Source organism: Singulisphaera sp. GP187 (genome assembly GCF_900129635.1).
In the GTDB taxonomy this organism is placed as follows: domain Bacteria; phylum Planctomycetota; class Planctomycetia; order Isosphaerales; family Isosphaeraceae; genus Singulisphaera.
Map to the genome: position 1 here is coordinate 1997947 of NZ_FSRB01000002.1, position 21028 is coordinate 2018974.

General features: G+C 63.6%; 18 protein-coding genes. 10 read left to right on the forward strand and 8 right to left on the reverse strand.

All coding sequences use genetic code 11. From position 1 onward, the window contains the following. Nucleotides 1–171: 171 nt before the first annotated feature. Nucleotides 172–441 (reverse strand): 30S ribosomal protein S15, encoded by a 270-nt coding sequence (gene rpsO / locus BUS42_RS32295; protein WP_074313983.1) that lies wholly within the window; start codon nucleotides 439–441, stop codon nucleotides 172–174. 471 nt (nucleotides 442–912) lie between these two features. Here rpsO and BUS42_RS32300 point away from each other — a divergent pair, with 471 nt between their 5' ends. Continuing rightward, nucleotides 913–1137 carry a FitA-like ribbon-helix-helix domain-containing protein gene (locus BUS42_RS32300; protein ID WP_074313985.1) on the forward strand — a complete coding sequence of 75 codons (225 nt, stop codon included), beginning with the start codon at nucleotides 913–915 and terminating at the stop codon, nucleotides 1135–1137. Continuing rightward, nucleotides 1134–1553, forward strand: a complete 420-nt coding sequence (locus tag BUS42_RS32305; protein ID WP_083670890.1) for a helix-turn-helix domain-containing protein — start codon at nucleotides 1134–1136, stop codon at nucleotides 1551–1553. The genes BUS42_RS32300 and BUS42_RS32305 overlap by 4 nt, the downstream gene beginning before the upstream one ends. Before the next feature lie 206 nt (nucleotides 1554–1759). Here the strand turns inward: BUS42_RS32305 and BUS42_RS32310 are convergent, their stop codons facing one another. The 3 genes from BUS42_RS32310 to BUS42_RS32320 are packed head-to-tail and all read right to left on the reverse strand — an operon-like array spanning nucleotide 1760 to nucleotide 7835. After that, complete coding sequence (locus BUS42_RS32310) at nucleotides 1760–4339, reverse strand: YfhO family protein (protein WP_074313988.1); 2580 nt, start codon at nucleotides 4337–4339, stop codon at nucleotides 1760–1762. A gap of 15 nt (nucleotides 4340–4354) precedes the next feature. Next, nucleotides 4355–6007 carry a hypothetical protein gene (locus tag BUS42_RS32315; RefSeq protein ID WP_074313991.1) on the reverse strand — a complete coding sequence of 551 codons (1653 nt, stop codon included), beginning with the start codon at nucleotides 6005–6007 and terminating at the stop codon, nucleotides 4355–4357. A gap of 31 nt (nucleotides 6008–6038) precedes the next feature. Further along, nucleotides 6039–7835, reverse strand: a complete 1797-nt coding sequence (locus BUS42_RS32320; protein ID WP_074315569.1) for a TIGR03960 family B12-binding radical SAM protein — start codon at nucleotides 7833–7835, stop codon at nucleotides 6039–6041. Between the two features lie 662 nt (nucleotides 7836–8497). Between BUS42_RS32320 and pdxA the strand changes: the two genes are divergently transcribed. After that, entirely contained in the window at nucleotides 8498–9592 is a 1095-nt protein-coding gene (gene pdxA, locus BUS42_RS32325; RefSeq protein WP_074313993.1) for a 4-hydroxythreonine-4-phosphate dehydrogenase PdxA, read from the forward strand. On the opposite strand, the gene BUS42_RS32330 is transcribed toward pdxA, so the two are convergent. The 3 genes from BUS42_RS32330 to BUS42_RS32340 form a co-directional block, all read right to left on the reverse strand. Then, the gene (locus tag BUS42_RS32330; protein ID WP_074313995.1) at nucleotides 9567–10820 is read right to left on the reverse strand and encodes a hypothetical protein; all 1254 of its coding nucleotides are present in this window, start codon (nucleotides 10818–10820) and stop codon (nucleotides 9567–9569) included. The two genes, pdxA and BUS42_RS32330, sit on opposite strands and share 26 nt — an antisense overlap. A gap of 204 nt (nucleotides 10821–11024) precedes the next feature. Beyond that, nucleotides 11025–11681, reverse strand: a complete 657-nt coding sequence (locus BUS42_RS32335; protein WP_074313997.1) for a hypothetical protein — start codon at nucleotides 11679–11681, stop codon at nucleotides 11025–11027. Between the two features lie 82 nt (nucleotides 11682–11763). Continuing rightward, nucleotides 11764–12858, reverse strand: coding sequence for a PfkB family carbohydrate kinase (locus BUS42_RS32340; protein ID WP_074313999.1), 1095 nt, complete (start codon nucleotides 12856–12858; stop codon nucleotides 11764–11766). Nucleotides 12859–12969: 111 nt separating this feature from the next. Here BUS42_RS32340 and BUS42_RS32345 point away from each other — a divergent pair, with 111 nt between their 5' ends. Next, nucleotides 12970–13851, forward strand: a complete 882-nt coding sequence (locus tag BUS42_RS32345; RefSeq protein WP_074315571.1) for an MBL fold metallo-hydrolase — start codon at nucleotides 12970–12972, stop codon at nucleotides 13849–13851. Between the two features lie 35 nt (nucleotides 13852–13886). Here BUS42_RS32345 and BUS42_RS32350 read toward each other — a convergent pair whose 3' ends face one another. After that, complete coding sequence (locus BUS42_RS32350) at nucleotides 13887–14192, reverse strand: Rieske (2Fe-2S) protein (RefSeq protein ID WP_074314001.1); 306 nt, start codon at nucleotides 14190–14192, stop codon at nucleotides 13887–13889. Nucleotides 14193–14327: 135 nt separating this feature from the next. Here BUS42_RS32350 and BUS42_RS32355 point away from each other — a divergent pair, with 135 nt between their 5' ends. The 6 genes from BUS42_RS32355 (at nucleotide 14328) to BUS42_RS46090 (ending at nucleotide 21017) form a co-directional block, all read left to right on the forward strand. Next, nucleotides 14328–15251: an NHL repeat-containing protein gene (locus BUS42_RS32355; protein WP_074314003.1), complete on the forward strand. Its 924-nt coding sequence runs from the start codon at nucleotides 14328–14330 to the stop codon at nucleotides 15249–15251. A gap of 31 nt (nucleotides 15252–15282) precedes the next feature. Continuing rightward, entirely contained in the window at nucleotides 15283–18354 is a 3072-nt protein-coding gene (locus tag BUS42_RS32360) for a VWA domain-containing protein (RefSeq protein ID WP_074314005.1), read from the forward strand. Between the two features lie 57 nt (nucleotides 18355–18411). Then, nucleotides 18412–19446, forward strand: coding sequence for an AAA family ATPase (locus BUS42_RS32365; protein ID WP_074314007.1), 1035 nt, complete (start codon nucleotides 18412–18414; stop codon nucleotides 19444–19446). A gap of 49 nt (nucleotides 19447–19495) precedes the next feature. Next, nucleotides 19496–19858 carry a hypothetical protein gene (locus BUS42_RS32370; protein ID WP_074314009.1) on the forward strand — a complete coding sequence of 121 codons (363 nt, stop codon included), beginning with the start codon at nucleotides 19496–19498 and terminating at the stop codon, nucleotides 19856–19858. A gap of 114 nt (nucleotides 19859–19972) precedes the next feature. Beyond that, the gene (locus tag BUS42_RS32375; RefSeq protein WP_074314011.1) at nucleotides 19973–20866 is read left to right on the forward strand and encodes a DUF58 domain-containing protein; all 894 of its coding nucleotides are present in this window, start codon (nucleotides 19973–19975) and stop codon (nucleotides 20864–20866) included. Between the two features lie 25 nt (nucleotides 20867–20891). After that, nucleotides 20892–21017 carry a hypothetical protein gene (locus tag BUS42_RS46090; RefSeq protein ID WP_256386214.1) on the forward strand — a complete coding sequence of 42 codons (126 nt, stop codon included), beginning with the start codon at nucleotides 20892–20894 and terminating at the stop codon, nucleotides 21015–21017. The last annotated feature ends 11 nt before the right edge of the window (nucleotides 21018–21028 follow it).

Genomic DNA, 21028 nt, shown 5'->3' on the forward strand with positions numbered 1-21028 from the left:
CCGTTGCGGGACCGGGCGCAGGAGCCTCATTTCGGATGGATGCCCCGGGGGATCCGGGAGAGGAAGAGGCCACGGCCATCCGAAGCGCCCGACCGAGGGGGAGCGCCCGGAGAGGGTGGTCCCTAAGCCGAGAGGAAGGGTCGGCCGAGGCAGGTCGTCACCAACGGCCGGTTACTTGCGGATGCCCAAACGTCCGATGACCTCAAGGTAGCTCTTGCGATTGTGGAGCCTCAGGTACTTGAGCAGGCTCGACCGCTTCGAGACCATCATCAGCAGCCCACGGCGGCTGGCATGGTCCTTCGCATGACTCTTGAAGTGACTGGTCAAATCGTTGATCCGGGCCGTCAGGAGGGCAATTTGCACCTCGGGCGACCCTGTATCGGCCTCACCCCGGCTGAACGACCCGATGATCTCCGTCTTCTTCTCCTTCGTGATCGCCATCGCACGCCCCAAAACCGCTGGCTTTGTCATCAAAGCCGTTCTTGGAATATTCCTACGCTGGAAGGTTCATAATCTAGGCGAACGTCGTTCAGAATGCAATCCCCCCTCCCCCGTTGGATCGCAAACTGGCCCATCCTTTTGGAGAATAGCCGTTGTCACACTCGGAATTGGGTGTCGAGGAACGGGTCAAATCGGCGCGGGGTCGCTGTTCGGGATTGAGTAGCCAGGCACCTCAGTTGGGAGGTCTGGGTGGTTTGGCGGAAATAGACGTCCGGCTGTCGCCCCGGATGAATTCGCCAGATTTGCCGCATGATCCACTCTCTGTGCCTGGGCACCGCTGTCTTGAGATCCAGGGCCGTCGTTTCCCCGGGGACGCCACCGTGCTATCATATTGTAAGCAGATCCGAGCGGGCCGGATCCTGGCTCGGTTGCTAGCCCCGGAGTGGAGGACAAGCGATCGCACAGGCCCTGGTGCGCGAGCTTGATGACAAGGTCTATGAGCGGCTCAAGACGATCGCGGCGGCGAACAACCGGTCGCTCGAGGCCGAGCTGCGGTCGATCCTCACCGCGGCCTCGCGGCTGGTCACGGTGACGACGGCGCGGGCCGATGCCGCGGCACTGCGGCAGCGGCTCGCGGCTGACGGCCGGGTCCATTCTGACAGCGCTGCGATGATCCGCTCGGACCGCGACCGATGAGCCGCAGCGTACCCCCGTTCGGGCGCCAGCTCAGTGACAACCCCGATCGCGAGTCCGCCCCTCCGGAGCCGATCGTCGTGGACGCGAGCGTGGGCGTCAAAGAAAGCAGCGGCAATGTTTTCGCCGACCTTGGAATTAAGAACGCTGACCTCTATCTGGCGAAATCCGAGCTTGCCGCCCAGATTCTCAAGATTGTCCGACGCCGACGCCTGACCCAAGCCTCCATCGCTGTCGTGCTGGGACTCAAGCAACCCAAGGTCTCCGCATTGCTCAACGGCCGACTCGATGGTTTTACGACCGACCGGCTGTTCCGTTACCTCAACATTTTGGGTTGTGACATTCAAATCAGTGTGTTGAGTCCGCACCCTAAGATGCGTGGTTGTGTGCATGCGGGTGCGATTAGAGAGGATGAGTGAATCATATCCACTTCGCCGTCAGGCTGTTACACGGTTCGCTCGACTCCCGTCCCGTCGGGCCTGGTATCGCGGACCTCTCCGGACTGATGGACGTCGGGAGCGGTTTCGGTGCCTGGCCACGGACCGACTCCTTGGGAGCGTTTCACACGTGGACGGATCTTTGACTTGCATCCGAGTGGGTGAGGGACGAGGCTCGCGTCGGGCCATCAGGGCTGAGGTGCTCCGAACCGTTGAGGCGGTTCATTCTTCCCTCGCGGCGGGTTGATCGCTTCGATCCCGGCACCCCAGGTGAAGCGATGGAAGCTTCGCGCCCAGCGCGGGTGGATGACGGGCCGATAGCTGCGATCGAATTCAAAGGCCGAGAGCAGGACGATCAGCAACAATCCGGCCATCCCGGCGATCGGCCAGGCGCGCGGCCAGGCCAGATCGATGTGCTCGGGGTCGAGTGTGAGGGACCGTTTCCAAACCAGGAGTGCCACTCCCGCGAGCAGGCCGAGGCCCGTGATCGTCAGGCCGAGCCTGAATCCGGCCGGCTGATAGCGAAATAGCACGGTGTGCGCTCCGGCCGGGACGAAGACCGCACGGAACGCCACGTAGGCGGCGCGAATCGGCACCTCGCGGCCATCGATCGTGGCCGACCAGCCGGGATCAAAGGTGTCGGCGAGAATGAGGTACGCGGGGCCGTTCGACTCGGTGCGAACCTCGACCAGCTCGGGAAGTTCACGGGCGATCGTCGCGGTTCCCGAGACCTGGGCATCAACCGGGAGCGGGCGTGTCGGATCCTCAATGACCGGGCGGTCCCGGAGCGCGGGCTTGAACCGGTCGAGGGCGGCAATCGCGGCGGTCTCCGACTCCACGTAGATGGGCCGGCCCATCAGCCGAGTACGCGGCAAGGCGTTGGGGTTGCGGTTGATGAAGGCGGAGCCGGCCGGGGTCCCTTTCCCCCAGACTTCGATGTTGGGCATGCTCGTCACGAGGTGGGTGACGGCCTGGAGGTCGAATCGTCCTTCGCGCGGGAGCACGTGGTCGCTGAATTCGACCAGGCGACGCGGGAGCATCGGCGTTTCACCCCGGGCGGACGCCAAGCCCCAGACCGGGGGAAGGCTCCAGTCGAGGGTGTCGCGGGCCGTCAGAAAATCGACCGGTTTCGACGCGAAGCCCGGCTCGTTGGAGGCGCGTTTGGCGACCCCGATCAGGCGGACGAAATCGGGATCCGCCTTGAGCTGTCGCGCACTTTCGGGGGGATCGGTCCAGTAGCGTGGCGTGATCGTCGGGACGTCGGAGTAATGGGCGCCGAGGAGGTCGGCGAGAATCAGGACCGGCAGGATCGCGACGAGTCGCGTCCTCAGCAATGGTGACGAGCTGCGTAACGCCGAGGCCGCCACCGCCCACGCCGTGAACGCCAGGATCGCCGTTCGGAGGGCGGCGAACCGAAGCTCCTCACCCAGCCAGCGGAACCGCGCCAGGTGGTAGGGATACCGCCAACGTGCCGACTGGGACCAGACCGGCGTATAGATGGTGATGAGAATCGGGATGGAAACCAGCACCAGGATTCCGATGGTCAGGAGCGCGGGGCGGAGGCGGACGGTCCCCGGCCTGGAGAGGCGGTCGACGCCGACCGCCGTCAGGGCTGCGACCGCGAGCGAGACCCAGAGATGGTAGCGCACCGGGATTCGCCCGCTGCCGATGATCGGGATCCGGTGCGCAAAGTCGAAGAGGAACGTGAACCGGCCGAGCATCAGAATGCCACCCAGGCCGGCCAGGATGATCCAGAACGCCACCCAGCGATCGCGCGAGGCGGCGGCACCGACCACGGCCAGGGCCAAGGCGATCGCGCCGAGATATGCATTCATCTCGTGGTACGGGTAGAAGCCATCCATCCAGTCGGTGTCGCGGGCGAACGTGCCATAGGTTTCGCGGAGGATCAAGGTTGGCACGAGCTCGGGATGCCACGAGCCGTAGGTCAGTTCTTCCCAGGTGAGGCCTCCGGCGCGTGGCGACCGGCTGTGCAGTTCTTTCGACGGCAGGCCTTGAACCGCCGCAATCGTGCCGGCGAGCGCGATCAAAACCAGCGCCATTCCGAGCGCCGCGAACCGGGACCGACGGGACCGGTCGGTCACTGCGCGATAACCCGCGTAGAGGACGATTAGCTCGGAGGTGAGGATCGTGTCCTGCATATGGCCCGCGAACACCTGGCAGGCGAGCGCCAGGGCCCCGAGAACGATCGGCCACCAGCGACCACGTTCCCAGGCGATCTCAAGCGCCCAGATGATCAAGGGGACGCTCGCGAGCGAATTGATCATGCTGGTATGGATCAGGTGCGCCCAGACGTATCCGCCCAGCCCGAAGACCCCTGCGCCGGCCAGGGCGCCGCTGGCCCCGACGTGGCGTCGCAGCCACCCGTAGGTCCCGACTCCGGTCAGCCAGATCGAGAGGATCGTGTCGAGGTTAAAGGCTTGCCAGGTGGGCAGCCAGGGATAGAGGAAGTACTTCAACGGGTGGAGATACCCCGCCTGGCTTTCGCTATAGAGCGGGAATCCGCAGTAGAGGCCCGGACACCACCGCGAGAACCGGCCGGCCCACAGCTCGCGGGCCAAGAAGTCGCGGTAAGGGAAATTGATCTCGGTGATGTCGAAGTAAAAGAGGGCCTTCTGGAGGGTGACGGCGTCCCAGAAGTAACCCGCGACCGCCAGGGTCCAGACGAGCAAGGCGAGCACGTCGGCTCGGCCCCATGGCCGTCGTTCGGGATGCCAGGTCGACACATCATCCAACGACGTCGGGGTCACGTCTCGTCCCACCTTCTAAGGCCAAGAAATGATGTAAAACCGATTGCCCCGCTCGAGAAACTCGCCGCCGCTCCGCAGGGCACGCTCGACGTACTCTCCCCCGCGTTGGTATTGCCGGGCAATCACGATCTGGGGATGCCCCCCCGGCAAGGCGCGCGACCACTCGGGGAACCGGTTGGGATAGATCGGGTAGGGAATGCCGCGCACGGCTCGATCCGCGAGGAAGGTGAGCCGGTAGGCGTCCCAGTAGCCGGTGAGAAACGAATCGACCTCGCGATGGTCATTCAACCAGGCTAACACGAGGTCGTCCACGGGGACCCGCACCGGTCGCCCCCGTGAGTCGACCCAGCCGAACTGATGATACCAACGGCCCGTATCGAGCGTCATGAGGACGGCCATCGTTGAGCCGCAGAGCACCGCGATCGCCAGGCCCCCGCGTCCCATCCGCGTAAGCGAGCGCATCGTCAGCCCAAAGCCGATCGACCAGAGAACCAGCAAGTCGACGAGGTATCGGTAGTTATCGGGATTGAAAATGTCTCGATAAGCCACGAAGGCAACGAGCGTCGCCGCCCCGGAAATGAGCAGGCCCCAGCGAACGGCATTGGCCGCGAGATTCCCTCGGCTCGAGTCCGGATCGGCGATCGCTCGGATCGCCGCCAGGAACAACACCAGGACGAGGACCGTCACCGCGATCGCCAGCGGGTTCGTATCCTTCGGGCTGTCGTTGGGGCCAGGGTCACCGAGTTCCAAAGGAGCGGGGTCGGACTCGAGGTTGGGAAGCCGGTGGCCGGCGATGAGCCGGGGTAAGCAGTCGAGGCCAAGCAGGCGAACGTGGTTGATCAAGACCGCGGTATCAAACGAGGTGAGAAATCCTTGCGGATAGGCGTTGTGCGGATCGACCCGAGCGCCGATCTCCCGAGGGGCGACGCCCACCAGGAAGGCCGGAACAAAGACCAGCGCTGCGAGCAGGCCGCGACGCGATCGGCCGCCACTCCACCAGGCCCCGATCGCCGCGGGCACGAGACCGGAGAGCGTCAGCAGGAACATCGAATCGACGTAGACGCCAAGGCCGCACCAAACCCCAAGCGCGATCGCGTATTTGAGTCCGCCACGCGCCAGGGTCAGGTAGAGCAGCAGGAACGCGATCGCATGCCAGACGACTGCGCTGAGATGGCCGCCGGTGATCCGTCCCGAGAGCCAGATCACGCCGGTCGAGGCGAACGTCAAGGGAAGGAGCCCCCAGGCGGCCGCGGTCCGTCCGAAGGCGACCCAGGTGAGTGCAAAGGTCGCCACCACCAGACTGAGATAGGCGACGGTTCCCCCGCTCACGAGCGTGAACGGGTTGGCGCCCCAGATCAGGGACTGGGGCAACGAATACAGGATCGGCGGAATGCCGATGTAAGGCGTCGCCGGATAATGCCAGCGCCACTGGCCCCGAACGGCGTCACGCAAGGTGATGCCGTCCACGGCCAGGTCGCTATCCAGATGGTTTTGGGCGTTGAGGACCAACGGAACGCGAACGACGACGATCCAGACGATCGCCAGAAAAACGACGAGAGCGGGCCAGCGGCGCCGGCTCGTGACATTTTCCTGAACTTGATCCGTGGCTGCGATCGGCGGCTCAATCGGTCCGGTCTCGGTCGTCGACGCTGTCGCAGGCTCGGTCACGTCCCACGGCCCTTTCGGAATCGGAAGTGGCTCAAACGGCTCCGGCCATCGCTTCGAGCTGGATGAGCGAGCGGTTCTGCTCCTTGGCGAGATAGTCACGCCCCTTCTTGACGTGAATGTGGTCCCAAGGCAGGATCTCGTCGACGGGCCGTTCGCGCTGGCTGTAGAAAGGTACGTCGATTCCCAACTCCGCGAAGGTTGACCACCAGAGCTTGGAGTCGAAATACTCCGACCAAGCGTCAAGGCGGGCGCCGCGTTTCCAGACTTCTTCCAGACCCTCGGCAACCCGGCGGTCCCCGCGGGTCAAGATGCCTTCGAGGAGGCTGCGCTCGATGTCATGGCACTTCACCGTAACCGAGCGGATTCTGACCCTGGACCTGAGATACTTGTGCGCCCAATGGAAGTATTCACGGGTCTGCATCCCATTCCATTGGTACGGCGTGTGCGGTTTCGGGACGAAGTTCGAGACGCTGGCCACCACATCCGCGTACCGCCCGGTGACATCCTTGCCGATTCTCGCGATCGTCTCGGCCATCTCGATGATGCCGTCCAGGTCGGCCGGACGCTCGCCGGGCAAGCCGCACATGAAGTAGAGCTTGACCTTGCGCCAGCCGCGCCGGAAGGCTTCCGCCGCACCGTCGTAGAGGTCCTGGTTGTTGATCGGCTTGCGGATCTGCTCGCGCATGTCGTCGCGGGCCACTTCGGGCGCGAGGGTCAGACCCCCCCGGCGCCCCTCAGCCAGCAGTGCCGGGATCTTCTTCAACGTCTCGGTGATTCGCAGACTCGGCAACGAGATCTTCACTCCCAGGGGGGTAAAGACTTCGCTCATCCGGGTCACCAGCTTCTCGAAATCAGGATAGTCGCTGGTCGAGAGTGACAGCAGGCTGATCTCGTCATGGCCGGTATTCTTGTAGCTTTCCATCGCCGCGTTGACGATCGTTTCGACCGTGCGAAACCGGAGCGGACGCTTGATGACCGTGCTCTGGCAGAACCGGCACTGCCACGGGCATCCGCGCATGATCTCGATCGCGATCCGGTCATGGGCCGTCTCGACGAACGGCAAGATCGGCGCCGTGGGCAAGGGGCTGGCGTCCAGGCAGTCGATCACGCACGCCTTGATCGCGGCGGGCACGTCGCTCCGAGTCCGTTCGATCGCCGTGATCGTACCGTCGGGAGCGTACTGATGCTCATAGAAGCGCGGGACGTAGGCCCAGTTCACGCTTCCGGCGATCTTCGCAAGTTTGTCTTCCCGGCTGAGGGTGGGATCGCCCTGCATCGACTTCCAGAGTTCACAGACGATCGGCAGGCTCGGCTCGCCGTCACCCACGACGAACAGGTCGATGTAGGGGGCGATCAACTCCGGGTTCTGCGCTCCGGGGCCACCGGCAATCACCAGGGTGTCGTCCGGCCCGCGCTCCTCGGCGTGGAGTGTGATCCCGCCCAGGTCGAGCATCGTCAGCACGTTCGTGTAGCAAATCTCGTATTGGAGCGAGAACCCGACCACGTCGAAGCGATTGAGCGGCGTGAAGGTCTCCAGGCCGTAGAGCGGGAGACCGTGTTCGCGGAGCGCCTTCTCGAAGTCGGGCAGCGGAGTAAAGGCGCGTTCACAGGCCCAATCCGCGGCATTCATCAGGCTGTAGAGCACCTGGAGCCCGTGGTGGCTCATGCCGAGCGCATAGGTATCTGGAAAGGCAAGGCAGACCAGCCCTCGGGCCTCGCGATGGTCCTTGGGGGTGCTGTTCAACTCGCCGCCAATGTATTGCGCGGGGGTCGTGACGCCGGGCAGGATCTGCTTAACGATAAAGTCTTTCAACGTCTGATTGACCATCGACCTGACCTTCTCCCGGCGAAAGACACTCAGCGGACAGGTGTCGCCCCAATTCGTGATTGACGTCACCCGCCCCATTTGGGGATCGGTTCTACCTGACTTCCCTGTGCTGCATCTTAACCAACCGCCACAACATTGAACAGTTATCCCAATCGTGAACCCACTTCCGGCTACGATTTGGCCGCGGCTTGACTTCGCATGCGCCCCCCTGGTTCCGGCGGCCAACGAAACGGCCTGGATCCGACGATCGTCCTCCGAGATGGAATGGGGGAGGAATTGACCACTTCGCGATGATGACATTGGTCCTGTTGGTTTCGACTCGACAGAGAAGAGTTGCCCGGGCGATAATTAGGCGTTACGGTCGTGTCACCCGCATTCGAGAATGCTCTTTTGCCGAAACCATACCCATCCCCGGGACGAGCCTTGCAGGGACGACCTCGCTTGACTCACTCCATGATCCTTGCGTTCCTTCTGTTCGCCGGCCCGCTTGGCTGTGGAGAGACGCCTGCCACGCACCGGGTGCAGCGGACAACCTCCGGTGAGACGAGTGGAACTGAGCCGGCGGATGCGCGGACGAAACCGCCGCGAGCCATCGCGACTCATTGAGCTGAATCCTCGCAAGTCGCACGCGAACCGCAGCAGGTAGGCTAGGGAGGACGTTAATGATTCCGCAAGATGACAGGCCGCTTGTGGCGTTGACCATGGGTGACGTCGCGGGCATTGGGCCTGAAGTCATCGCCCGAGCTTGGGGCGACTCTCCGCTCCGGGCCCTCGCGCGTCCGTTTGTGATCGGAAGTAAATCGGTCCTCGAACGAGCCCTGGCTTGTGTCGGTGGACAGGCGACGGTGCAGTCGATCAGTCGGCCCGAAGATGCGCGGCCGACGGCGCGGCTCATCCCTTGCCTCGAAGCGACCGACGAGGACGTGGCCGACATCGCGCCGGGACTGGTCGATCCGCGGGCCGGGCGGGCCGCGTACGACTATTTGATCACCGCGGTCGACCTGGCCCTCGCCGGCCGAATCGACGCGATCACCACCCTGCCGCTCCATAAGGAAGCGCTTCGCGCCGGCGGCGTGCTCCACCCGGGGCATACCGAGATCCTTGCCGAACGCTGCGGCATCCTTGATCACGCGATGATGCTCTACATCGGGCCACCGGTGGGGGCGGGCGATACGGGGCTCGGCGTGGTCCACGCCACGTTGCACGTCCCGCTCCGTAGCGTTTTCGACCTCCTGACGGTCGAGGCCGTGGAGTCGAAAATCCTGCTCGCCGACCGGGCGATCCGGCCGTTGACAGAGGGGCGGCCGCCTCGGGTCGCGGTTGCCGCACTCAACCCGCACGGCGGCGAAGGGGGCCTGTTCGGCGACGAGGAAGAGCGGGTCATCGCTCCGGCGATCGCGCGTGCGGTCGAGGCCGGAATCAATGCGACCGGGCCGATCGCCTGCGATACCCTGTTCGTTCGCGCGATTGCCGGCGAGTTCGACGCGGTTGTGGCCATGTACCACGACCAAGGTCACGTGGCGCTGAAGACGATCGGTTTCGACCGCGCCGTCAACGTGACGCTCGGCCTGCCGATCATCCGGACCAGCGTGGCACACGGTACCGCCTTCGACATCGCCTGGAAAGGACGTGCCGAGACCTCGAGTCTGATCGAGGCGGTCCGGGTCGCGGCGCGACTCGTGGCCGGCAAGCGATTCGCCGTCGACGTGCCTCCCACGATCGAGCCGAGCTTCAGCGGCGGGCGACCTCGACGTTGACCCAGTCGGTTTCGAGCGTTCCCGGCCAGATCGAACGAATGTCGGGATCACCCCAGCCTCGGTCGGGATCGGCCGTCAAAATGGCGCGAACTCGCCGAGTGCCGGGGCGGTCGATCGCCGCTTGAGGGACGGCTTCGATCGGCCCCATGGGGAACCGGCGGACGTCGGCCCGCGGTTCCGGGGTCGACCCTTGCCCACTGATGATGACCGCCCCCGCCGCAAACCGGCCCGGGATCCCCTCGATCTCGATTTCGAGCGTATGGGCCAGGTCACACGGGAGCGGAGTCATGACCCGCAACCGCGGGGCAGCTCGGAAGGCGAACTCGTCGTTGAGCGGGAGGTACTCCACCCCATCGGACTCGTTGGTCTCGATCGACTCGAGCTGAATTGCCCGAGCGAACGCCTCGCCCCGCGACGCGTCGGCCAGACTGAAGAGCGCGTCGGGAGTGAGGACCGAGTCGAACTCGATGTGGAACGGAATCTGGGGCAGGTCGAGTTCCCAGGCGTCCGTGAGCCCGTAGGTTCGGACCCTCGCTTGAAGCACGAGTCGGTGCGGGCCGTTGGTGTCGAAGTCGCCCGGAATCAGGTCGAACTTCGCGAGGCCGGGCCCCGCCTTCCATGGGGTAAACGATTCATGGGCGGCGCGTCGCGTTCCCATGATCCGGTGGGACCACTCGAGGTTCTCCGGACCGACTCCTTTTCCCCCTTCAATCAGAAATGGAATTCCGTAGGCGACGGCGATCGGAATCGACGCATGAGTCTGTCTCGGATAGCGCCGACGAGCGCGCCAGGTTGTGGCGAAACCGCGAAGCAACAGGGCCTTTTCTTCCTCGACGATCAGGTTGTCCTGAGCCCAGAGCACGGCCAAGGTTCGACCCGCGGCCCAGCGTAACGGCTCGCTCTCGGCGGTTGTCAGGATCCGGAACAGGTCCATCAAGGGGGCCCGACCGTGGCTCGAGGCCGCTTCGATCGCCTCGACCGTCAGGTCGGGTTCGCCGAGGCGTGCCACGATGGCGCGAGCACGCCACCACTGAAGCAATTTCCTCCCTCCGCCGAGCAACAGTGCCGACGCCAGCACGAGGAAGACCGTGTTCCTCGGCTCACCCAGCCACCGGCTCCAGCCGCGCGGGGCATCGGACGGCTCAGACCGCCGGCGGCTCTTGCGGATCGGAACTTGTCCTGTCGCCGCGACCGGCAGCGTGGCGAAGATTCGACGGCCTGGGGTCATGATCCCTGTTCCCCTTCGTCCTCGGAAAATTGAGAGTGCCGGGCATTCAAAGTGAAGGCTTGCTTGCTTGTTTGTTGCGGTAGGCTTTGATGTCTTGGTGGGTTGCCGAGTTCAGGCCAATGCTGCTGGGGGCCACGAGTCGAGTCCAAAATCGGTGGCACCCTGGGCCTGCACGCAGCGCAAACGAAGAGCCGGTCCGTCTGTTCAGATTCCCCGTCGGGGGCGGGGCGTGGTCGTGGGGGGAGCTTCTTTCTCTTCAATAACCCCGTCGGGCATTTCCTCGATGATCGTCGGCTTACGAACCTTCGACCCATCGATGAGACCGAGGGCGGTCCGGACCTCATCGAGCGCATCGCGGACGTCGTGGATCTCGAGATGCAGCTCGTGAACCTCGGCCTGGACTCGTTTCAACGGGTCGTCCGCGCCTTGGTTGTCGGTCAGGATCAAGAGGTTATCTTCGGGCACGACGCGGAAGGTCAGGCCGACTTGGTCGAGCAAGAGTTTGAGCCCGGTCTTGAGCCGAACGCCTTTCAACTCGAGTTCTACCTTCTCGTCTTTTCGCAGGTGTTGCCGGCCGAGTGCGGCGAGGTCGAGGACGACCGGGGCGTTCAGGCTGCGGTGGAGGTAGAGGCGAACCTCCTCCAGAGAGGTCGGCTCACCGAACGGCAGGTCGAAGTCTCGCTCCATCGCATCGAGCACGGTGCGCGAAACTTCGGCGCCGATTTCGAACTTGGGCGAGACGACCGTGGCTGCGGGGCTGTCCGATCGCTTCGCATCCTGGGCCTGGAGCGACAGGCGGGCCGACATGACCAGGGCGACCACCGCGACGGCGACCATCAGACCCAGACGCATGACTCTCATTGAGGGTCTCCTCCCCAAATCGTCGTTTTCCCTTCGAGCTTCGCCGCATTGTAGCGGAGATTCGAGTCCGAGTCTTGAGGCGTTACGGGACACGCCCCACAACCAGGGCCGCATCAATCTCGCGCGGCGTCGGAAACCCGAATTCCAGGCGGTCGAGCACGAGCGCCGCGGCTGCCGAGGCTCGTTCCGCGGCGGCTCGGATCAGGGATTCCTCGGTCACGCCCGGCTCCCAACCCCCATCGAGTAGACTGGCGACGAGGGTCGACGCGAACGCTTCACCAGCACGGTTGGTGTCGCGCGGCGGCCGGCTCCTCGGAAATGCGGGAACGCGTAGCGAAATCGCCTCCCCCACCGGGTTCGTGAACCGGATGACGCAGCCGTCGGCTCCTTCGGTGATGGCGAGCACCGAGAGTTTCCAGGCCACTTCCTCTCGGTCCGCCAGTTGTTCCCACTCGTGCCGGTTGCAACTGAGCACGTCGACGGCTTCCGCGAACCGGGAGATCGGGCAATCGCGATCGATGATGTTTCGCATTGCGGGCGCGAAGACTCGGACCCCCGCTCCCGGGGCACGGAGCGCCTGGGCGGCAATCCGATTCGGCAGCCCGGCCACGACCCTGAGCGCGCACGACTGATCGACCCAAGGGGCCAGCGAGGTCAGAGCCGCATGGCAGCCTCGGAACCCGATCGGCAGCTTATCGCCGAATTTCCCACTCGTGATCAGCAGCGTCCAGTCGGCCGGATGTTCCGGGAAGCGGATGGGGTGATGGGGGATCCCGTGACGCAGCAGTTGGGTGGCGACGACCTGGCTCGTGCGGTCGGCTTCGGCGCCGAGTGCACTGACGAGGTCGCCTCCGAGCGCGGCGGCGAAGCCCGCTCCCATTCCGCCAAGTTCGTCGCTCCAGGAGATGCCTCGGACGGTCCTCCTCAGCGACGATCCGGGAGGTGCCACGGTTCGCCAGAGCTCGACTCGACCCGTCGGCCCCGGCCAGTCAGCGGGGAGTTCCAGTTCCATCAGCCCGCCGTCCGGATCGACCAGGGTGAGCCCGGGACCGAACCGCAACCGGCCGTCGACGCTCTGATCGAGGGGGCCTCCGCCGTCGGATGCGAGCAGGGGCTGATTCACACGGAGGATCCGGTCGAGGTAGGCCGGGCCAAAGACCAGAGTCCGTCGCGTCATCCCGGGTATCCTCCAATGCGCCGCCGTCTCGTCGTAACACCGCCGGGTTGATTATACTGGGTGCGAACGCGAGCGCGAGGTTTGCAACTGGTTGGGAAGGAGAGCGGATCGTTGAGTTCGGATCTCGATACGACGGTGGAATCCCTGGACCATCCGGTCGACAATGCCCCGGTTCGCTCCCTTGTGCACAAAGGGCTGACCGTCGAAGGATACTCGCGTGCCGCTGTCCAGACCTATTGGCGGATCCCGGAACTGAAGCTGGGCTTCGACCTCGGGGGCCAGCCTTGGTCGTTCATGTCGACGCCGACCTGGTTCCTGTCGCACACCCACCTCGACCATATCGCCTCACTGCCGGTCTATGTGGCCCGCCGGCGGATGATGAAGATGGAACCGCCGACCATCTATCTCCCCGCCGAGGCGATCGACGCCGTCGAGATGCTCCTGCGGGCCTTCCAGAAGCTCGATCGAGGGCGCTTGCCCGTCAAGCTTGTCGGCGTTGTGCCCGGCCAGGAGATCGAGCTCAGCCGTGAGTTGGTCGTGAAAACGTTCGCGACCAAGCACACGATTCCCTCGATCGGCTATCTCGTCTACGAGCGGCGCAGGAAACTCAAGCCCGAATACCACGACCTGAGCGGCGAGGAGATTCGCGATATCCGACTCTCCGGCGTCGAGGTCTCAACCGAAATCCGGTTGCCGAAGGTCGCCTACCTGGGCGATACCGCGCCTGCCGGACTTGACGCGCTCCCCGATCTCTACCAGGCGGAGATCATCATTCTCGAGATGACCTTCGTGGCGCCGGGCGAGCGGCCGTCGCTGATCCACAAGTACGGCCACACCCACCTCGACGACATCATCGCCCGCGCGGACCGGTTCGAGAACGAGGTGATTATCGCGTCGCACTTCAGCACCCGGCTCCACCCCGATCAGATCCAGCGGATCGTCGACAAGCGGCTGCCGGACTGCCTGCGCGGTCGACTCAAGGTTTGGCTCTGAGAGCGACCGATTCAAAGGTCCGTGACCTTCTTCGATCAGGCCTCGACCCAAACCTCATCGCCCCGAACTTCGCACCGGAATCGATGCAGGGAGTTGCCGCCGACCGTCGTGCAGCGCCCCGTCGCGAGCTTGAACCGCCAACGATGGAGCGGACAGACCGCCTCTCCGTCCTCGATCCAGGCATCCCCCATCGATCCGTTGGCGTGGGGGCAACGGCCAATCAGGGCGTGGAACTGACCACCATCATTGAAGACGGCAATGCGAAGCCCGTCCACCTCGACGGGGAAACCATGCCCCTCAACCACGTCGGCGACGTTACATACCTTGGAGAAATATGCCATGCAATCACGCTCGTTGTCACGAAAGAAAGCGGCCTGAAACGAAGGGCCTAGGACTTGCGTCGGAGCTTGCTCTCTGATTACAGTTTAGCGAACCAGTCCGCCGACTCCCAACCGAAGGATTGAGTCATCCTTGACATGAGCGTGCGTCATGGTCTGGTCTTCGGACTGAGTCTGTTCATGGCCGTCAGCCTTTCTGGCTGTGATGGCGGAGCGAACCCACGTCCGGACCTGGTTTGGGGGATCCACGGGACCCGCCCGGGCTGGTTGCACAAGCCGAGGGCGGCCGCGTTCGATGGCAAGGATCGGCTCTACATGGCCGACCTCACCGATCGAATCCAGGCTTTCGACCGCGACGGGAAATACCTTCTGGGGTGGCGAACGCCCGACTTCAACGTCGACGGACCGAGCGGCTTGACCGTGGACCGGTACGGCAGGCTGCTTGTTTCCGACACTCATTTCTATCGGGTGCTCGTCTATTCGCTCAAGGGCGAACTGCTGTTCCAGCTCGGGGACGGGGTGCAAGGAACGACCCCGGGGCGGTTCGGCTATCCGACCGACGTCGTGATTGACCGGGCGGGTAATTTTTACGTGGGCGATTACGGCGATAACGACCGGATCCAGGTCTTTTCGCCGGAAGGGAAATGGCTTCGCCAGTGGGGGGGGCACGGCTATGCCCTGGGAGAGTTCCTCAAGCCCAGGGCCCTGGCCATCGACGATCAAGATCGTATCTATGTGGCGGATAGCTGTAATCATCGGATCCAGGTTTTCGATACGATGGGCAAGTTGCTCTTCCATTGGGGGACGCGTGGTGAGTCTCCCGGGCAGATGAACTATCCGTATGACCTGGCGATCGGGCCCGACCACGCCCTCTACGTTTGCGAGTACGGCAATCATCGCGTCCAGAAGTTCAGCCTCGACGGCAAATCGCTAGGCGTCTGGGGAAGTGCGGGGCGGGGACCGGGTCAGCTCTACAACCCGTTCGCCCTCGCGATCGACCACTCGGGCGCGGTCTCGGTTATCGATTCGAACAATCATCGCGTGCAGCGGTTCCGTATGTAGGTTGGAGCCCCAAACGGAGGCGTAGGCCACGATGTTCGGAAAACTGTCGGTCACCGTCGGTCACCCCTGGTGGCTGATTCTTCTCCCGATCCTGATCCCGCCGCTGATCTTACTCAGCTTTCGAAGCCTTTCGGGCTTGGGGTCGGTCCGGCGAATCGTCGCCATTCTCTTCCGGTCCGCGGTGGTGACTCTGATCGTGCTCGCGCTGGCCGAGCTCCAGATGGTGCGGCGCAGCGATCGGCTCACGACGATGTTCCTCCTCGATGGGTCGCAGAGTGTTCCCCGTGAGCTTCAAGGCCCCGCGCAGGATTACGTCACGGCCGCGTCGAGGAAGCGTCGGACGGACGACCTGACGGGGGTGATCGTCTTCGGTAAATCGCCAAGTGTGGAGTCTCCTCCGGCCCCCACCGAGATCAACTTGCTCGGAATCGAAAGCACAATCGATTCGGAATATACGGATTTGGCATCGGCGATCAAATTGGCCCTGGCGACGTTCCCGGAAGACACCGCGCGGCGGATCGTGATCCTCTCCGACGGGAACGAGAACCGGGGCAACGCGATCGAGCAGGCCTTGACCGCCAAGAAGTTGGGCGTGCAAGTCGATACCGTGCCGCTCGACTACCACTACGATCGCGAGGTCCTGGTCGAAAAGGTGTCGATTCCCCCCGACGTGAAGAAGGGGGAGACGGTCAACATCAACGTGGTCATTCGCGCCAGTGAGCCGACACGGGGGACCTTGCAGGTTTTCCAGAAGGCCGATAACTACCGGGCTCCCGCACCCGGCAACGAGACTCCCCAGCCGATCGAGCTCCAGCGCGGGATCAACGTCTTCAACCTGAAGCAGCAGATCAACGAGCCGAATTTCTACACGTTCGCCGCCGAGTTCGTGCCTGAAAAAGGAAGCGGGGACCGTCGCGCGATCAACAACGTCGCCGAAGGGTTTACCCACGCTCGCGGCAAGGCGCAGGTGCTCCTGATCGAGGGGACCGCGGGCGAGCATGTCGAGTTGATCCGGGCCCTCCGTGAGAAAGAGATCGCGGTCACCCCGTTGGTCGCGCCTCGGATCGAGGGTTCAGGTGGAGTCGGGGGGGATCCGCTGCCGACCGACCTGGCACAGCTTCAGCCGTACGACTCGGTGATTCTCGCCAACGTACCGAAGGATTCTTTCACCGAGTCGCAGCACCAGATTCTCGAGTCGAACGTCCATGACATGGGCGCCGGCCTGGTGATGATCGGTGGGCGCGATAGCTTTGGCGCGGGGGGGTGGATGAACACCCCCGTGGAGAAAGCCTTGCCGGTCGACATGCAGATCAAGGCGCTCAAGGTCCAAGGGATCGGCGCCATGGTCATGATCATGCACGCCAGCGAGATCCCCGAAGGGAACTACTGGCAGAAGGTCGTCGCCAAGGCCGCTCTCAATGCTCTTTCGACATACGATTATGCCGGTATGCTTCACTGGGAGGGGCAGGAAGCCTGGCTCTTTTCGCTCCGCTCGATTGGCGGCGGCCGTCCCACGATGCTTCGCGCGATCGATCGGATGACGCCCGGCGACATGCCCGACTTCGACCCGTCGCTCCAGATGGCGATGAAGGGCCTGATGCAGGTCAAGGACGCGATGAGCCGGCACATCGTGATTATCAGCGACGGTGACCCGACTCCGCCCACCTCGGCAGTGATTCGCCAGCTCGCCGCGAACAAGATCACCGTGACTTCCGTGCTGACCGCGGCCCACGGCAACGACTTCGGGGCGCAGTCCACGATGCGGAACCTCGCCACTCGGACCAAAGGGCGGTTCTACAACGTGACGAACCCCAAAGCGCTGCCGCGTATCTACCAGAAAGAAGCGAGGACCATCTCCCGGCCCTTGATCTTCGAGCAAGGGACGCCCTGGGCCCCCAAGGTCAACTACCTGAGCGAGCCGGTCATCGGCTTGCCGGCCGACATTCCCCCGATCAACGGACTCGTACTGACCAGTCTCAAGGAAAACGAGCTGGTCGAGGTCCCCCTGACTTCCCCCTTGCCGGCGGGCCAGGTCAATCCCTTGTTGGCGCACTGGACTTACGGCCTGGGCCGGTCTGTGGCTTTCACCTCCGACGCCGGCCGGCGCTGGGCCAAAGCGTGGCCCGACTGGCAGAGCTATGCGGCCTTCTGGTCGCAGATCATCCGCTGGTCGATGCGCCCGGTCGACCGAGGCAATCTCACCCTCACGGTCAGGCGTGAAGAGGGGCGGATCAAGGTCGTCGTCGACGCCCTCGACAAGGAAAACCAGTTCCTCAACTTCCTCCAGATCCAGGGGAATGTCGTCAGCCCCGACCTCAAGCGGTCATCGGTCGAGCTCGTGCAAGTTGCGCCCGGGAAGTACGAGGGAACGGTGGAGGACGCCGAGGCGAGCGGCAACTACTTCGTGAACCTCGGATATCGCGGCTCGGAGGGAATTCAAGGGGTGATCTCTTCGGGGGTCTCGGTCCCCTATTCCGACGAGTACCGCGAACTCCGCTCGAATCCGGTGACGCTCGAGAACATCTCGAGCCTGACCGACGGCAAGGTGTCGACCTGGAAATACTTCCCGGACGGACGAGTCGACCTCCAGCGAACGATCGACTCGGTCGATCACTTCCGCCGCGACCCCACCCTGGTCAATCCCCGCTCCTTCGCCAACCTCTGGCCCACCCTGCTCTGGCTGGCGGTGGTCCTCTTCCTGGGTGACGTGGCGGTCCGCAGGGTGGCGCCTGATATCGACCGGATCCGCAAGTCGGTTGCTGACCAGTGGAAGAAGCTTCGAGGTCAGGAGGTTGCCCCCTCCGTCGACTACATGGAGAAGCTCAAGACGCGGAAAGCCGAGGTCGGGGAGCAACTCGACCGTTCCCGAGCCGCCACGCGATTCGAGGCTCCGCCCCCTTCGGAATCGGTCCCGTCCGGCGAACCGCTCTTGCAGGACGATCGACCGGCCGACGCGCGCCGGCCCGCGAAGTCGACCCCCGAGGCCCCCGGGCTCGGTCCCGACGCGTCCAAGGCCGCCGAACCCGAGAGCTATACGAACCGCCTTCTTCGGGCCAAGCAGAAGGTCTGGGAAGAACGCGAAAAGAACCAAGACAAGCCGTAAGATGCTGACCCAGGTCGGTGGGCGCCGCCCACCCCCGAGCTTGAGGATCCAACGACGATGTCGACGACCGAACCTGCCACAATGGAAGTCCACGCCGAGGAATTTCGCACGGCCTACCAGCGGGTGAAAGCCGAGATCGCCAAGGTGATCGTGGGCCACGATGAGATCGTTCACGGCGTGCTTACCTGCTTATTCGTCGGCGGTCACGCCTTGCTGGAAGGCGTTCCCGGGCTGGGTAAAACCCTCCTCGTCCGGACCCTGGCCGACTCGCTCTCGCTCGACTTCAACCGGATCCAGTTCACGCCCGACCTGATGCCGGCCGACATCATCGGCACGAACATCGTGATGGAAGCTCCGGACGGGCGGCGTGTCTTTGAATTTCAACGCGGACCGCTCTTCTCCCAGATCGTGCTGGCGGACGAGATCAATCGCGCCACGCCGAAAACCCAGTCGGCCCTCCTGGAAGCGATGCAGGAGCACTCGGTCACCGTCGGTGGCCACATCCACAAGCTGAAAGAGCCCTTCTTCGTCATGGCGACGCAGAACCCGATCGAGCAGGAGGGAACCTACCCCTTGCCCGAGGCTCAGCTCGACCGGTTCCTGTTCAAGCTGGTGGTCGGTTACTCGACCCGCGACGAGTTGAACGTCATCCTCGATCGGACAACGCGCGGCGAACGACCGCAGGCGGAGCCGGTGATCGACGGAGCGACGCTCATTCGGATGCAGGCGTTGGTCCGCCAGGTGATCGTCGCGCCTCACGTCCAGGACTACGCGATCCGGCTGGGCCTGGCCACTCACCCCGAGGGCCAGTTTGCGCCCCCGGTCACGAACCAGTACATCCGCTGGGGGAGTAGCCCCCGCGGCGTTCAGACGCTCGTACTTGCGGCGAAGGTTCGAGCTTTGCTCGACGGACGGTATAATATCAGTTTCGAAGACCTGCGCCGGGTCTACTTGCCTGCGTTGCGGCACCGCGTGCTGTTAAACTTCGAGGCGCAGGCCGAGGGAATCGGCTCGGACGAGATCCTGCTCAAGGTTCTCGCCGCGGTCCCCGAGAAAGCGGAGGAATCGGCACCGGTCGCCAAGGCGGGCTGACGGTGCCGGTGACGGAGGAGCAGAGAACGCACCCCAGGAGATTGCACCCATGTATGACATTTATAATCCCCCCCCTGCCCCGGTGGCCTGGAATCCGCCCCAGTCCGAGCGCCTCTTCTATACCCGCGGAGACCTGACCTGCCTTGCCACCCTCTGCGCCACCCTGTTCGCGGCCTCGATCCTGGTCTGGCGGTCGGAACCGACGGTGGCGTTCATCACTGCTCTGGGCGGGAGCCTGGTTATTCTCGAGAGCTGGTTCACTGCGCTCGGTTTCATGCACCGTCGTCGTTCGCTGAGCGTGAAGGCACGCTGGACCATCTTCGTCGCCGCCCTGGTCCCCTGGCTGGTCGGGTTGGGGATCGCCGCCACCTTGATGCTCGGTCTCTTCTACGTTTCCGACTGGTTGAGCTAAGAGCCTTCCGAAGGTGAGTGGGTTGTTCGGTAGGACCGGGTGGGCGTTTCCCCCCGCCTCAATCGTCACCGCGATTGAGGCCTACCCTCCAAAAAAGATGGGATCGAGTTGCCGATGCCGGAAACCAAGCTCACTCCCCTGCTCGACCCCGAGTTTCTCCACAAGCTCGAGCACCTCGAGCTTGTGAGTCGGAAAATTTTCGTCGGCCGCATGAAGGGGGAGCGGAAGAGCAAGCGGCGCGGGTCGTCGGTTGAGTTTGCCGATCACCGCAACTATTCGATCGGCGATGACCTGCGGCATATCGATTGGAACGTCTACGGCCGACTCGATAAGCTTTTCCTCAAGCTCTTTCTCGAGGAAGAAGACCTTCACTTTTACACGCTGCTCGACACGAGCCTGTCGATGGACTTCGGCGATCCCACCAAGCTCCATTACGGCAAACAGGTGGCGGCCGCGCTCTCGTTCATCGGCCTGGTGAATCATGACCGGGTCCTGCTCGACACCTTCAGTACCACGCTCGACGGCGGAATGCCGAGCATTCGCGGTCGCTCGCAGATGTGGCGCGTGGTCCAGTACCTCGATCAGTTGACCCCCAGCGGTTCGAGCAACCTGACGGCCGCCGCCCGCGCCTTCGCGATCAAGCACTCGGGCAAAGGCGTCGTGGTCGTGATCTCAGACTTTCTCGACAAACGGGGCTACGAGGATGCGCTCCGCTACCTGGTCGCCCGGAACATGGACATCTACGTTGTTCACGTTCTCAGTCGCGAAGAAGTCGAGCCCGAGCTCGTGGGCGACCTCAGGCTCGTGGACTCCGAAGACGACGACGTGGCCGAGATTTCCGTGAGTGCACCCCTATTGAAACGGTACAAAGATAACCTCAACGCCTTCGTCGGCGGGCTCAAGGACTGGTGTACCAAGCGTGGAATCACCTATATTTTTACGACGAATCACAATCCGTTCGACAAACTGATTCTGAACTACCTCCGCGAGCGCGGACTGGTGAAGTAAGACAACTGACGAGGCCTGGTCTGTCATGGTGAATAACCCTTGGGTGTTCTTCGGAGTGTCGGGAGCGATCGTCGCCTACTTGCTTTACATGATGATTCGGAGGCGCAAGGGGGAACGGCCCGGTTCGTTGGACCGGGAACCGGAACTCTGAGCCCGGACGGG

Excerpts from the sequence above, each read along its gene's own strand:
- rpsO (WP_074313983.1), bottom strand. The coding sequence starts at position 441 with ATGGCGATCACGAAGGAGAAGAAGACGGAGATCATCGGGTCGTTCAGC.
- BUS42_RS32305 (WP_083670890.1), top strand. The coding sequence starts at position 1,134 with ATGAGCCGCAGCGTACCCCCGTTCGGGCGCCAGCTCAGTGACAACCCC.
- BUS42_RS32320 (WP_074315569.1), bottom strand. The coding sequence starts at position 7,835 with ATGGTCAATCAGACGTTGAAAGACTTTATCGTTAAGCAGATCCTGCCC.
- pdxA (WP_074313993.1), top strand. The coding sequence starts at position 8,498 with ATGATTCCGCAAGATGACAGGCCGCTTGTGGCGTTGACCATGGGTGAC.
- BUS42_RS32330 (WP_074313995.1), bottom strand. The coding sequence starts at position 10,820 with ATGACCCCAGGCCGTCGAATCTTCGCCACGCTGCCGGTCGCGGCGACA.
- BUS42_RS32335 (WP_074313997.1), bottom strand. The coding sequence starts at position 11,681 with ATGAGAGTCATGCGTCTGGGTCTGATGGTCGCCGTCGCGGTGGTCGCC.
- BUS42_RS32340 (WP_074313999.1), bottom strand. The coding sequence starts at position 12,858 with ATGACGCGACGGACTCTGGTCTTTGGCCCGGCCTACCTCGACCGGATC.
- BUS42_RS32350 (WP_074314001.1), bottom strand. The coding sequence starts at position 14,192 with ATGGCATATTTCTCCAAGGTATGTAACGTCGCCGACGTGGTTGAGGGG.
- BUS42_RS32355 (WP_074314003.1), top strand. The coding sequence starts at position 14,328 with ATGAGCGTGCGTCATGGTCTGGTCTTCGGACTGAGTCTGTTCATGGCC.
- BUS42_RS32360 (WP_074314005.1), top strand. The coding sequence starts at position 15,283 with ATGTTCGGAAAACTGTCGGTCACCGTCGGTCACCCCTGGTGGCTGATT.
- BUS42_RS32365 (WP_074314007.1), top strand. The coding sequence starts at position 18,412 with ATGTCGACGACCGAACCTGCCACAATGGAAGTCCACGCCGAGGAATTT.
- BUS42_RS32370 (WP_074314009.1), top strand. The coding sequence starts at position 19,496 with ATGTATGACATTTATAATCCCCCCCCTGCCCCGGTGGCCTGGAATCCG.
- BUS42_RS32375 (WP_074314011.1), top strand. The coding sequence starts at position 19,973 with ATGCCGGAAACCAAGCTCACTCCCCTGCTCGACCCCGAGTTTCTCCAC.
- BUS42_RS46090 (WP_256386214.1), top strand. The coding sequence starts at position 20,892 with ATGGTGAATAACCCTTGGGTGTTCTTCGGAGTGTCGGGAGCGATCGTC.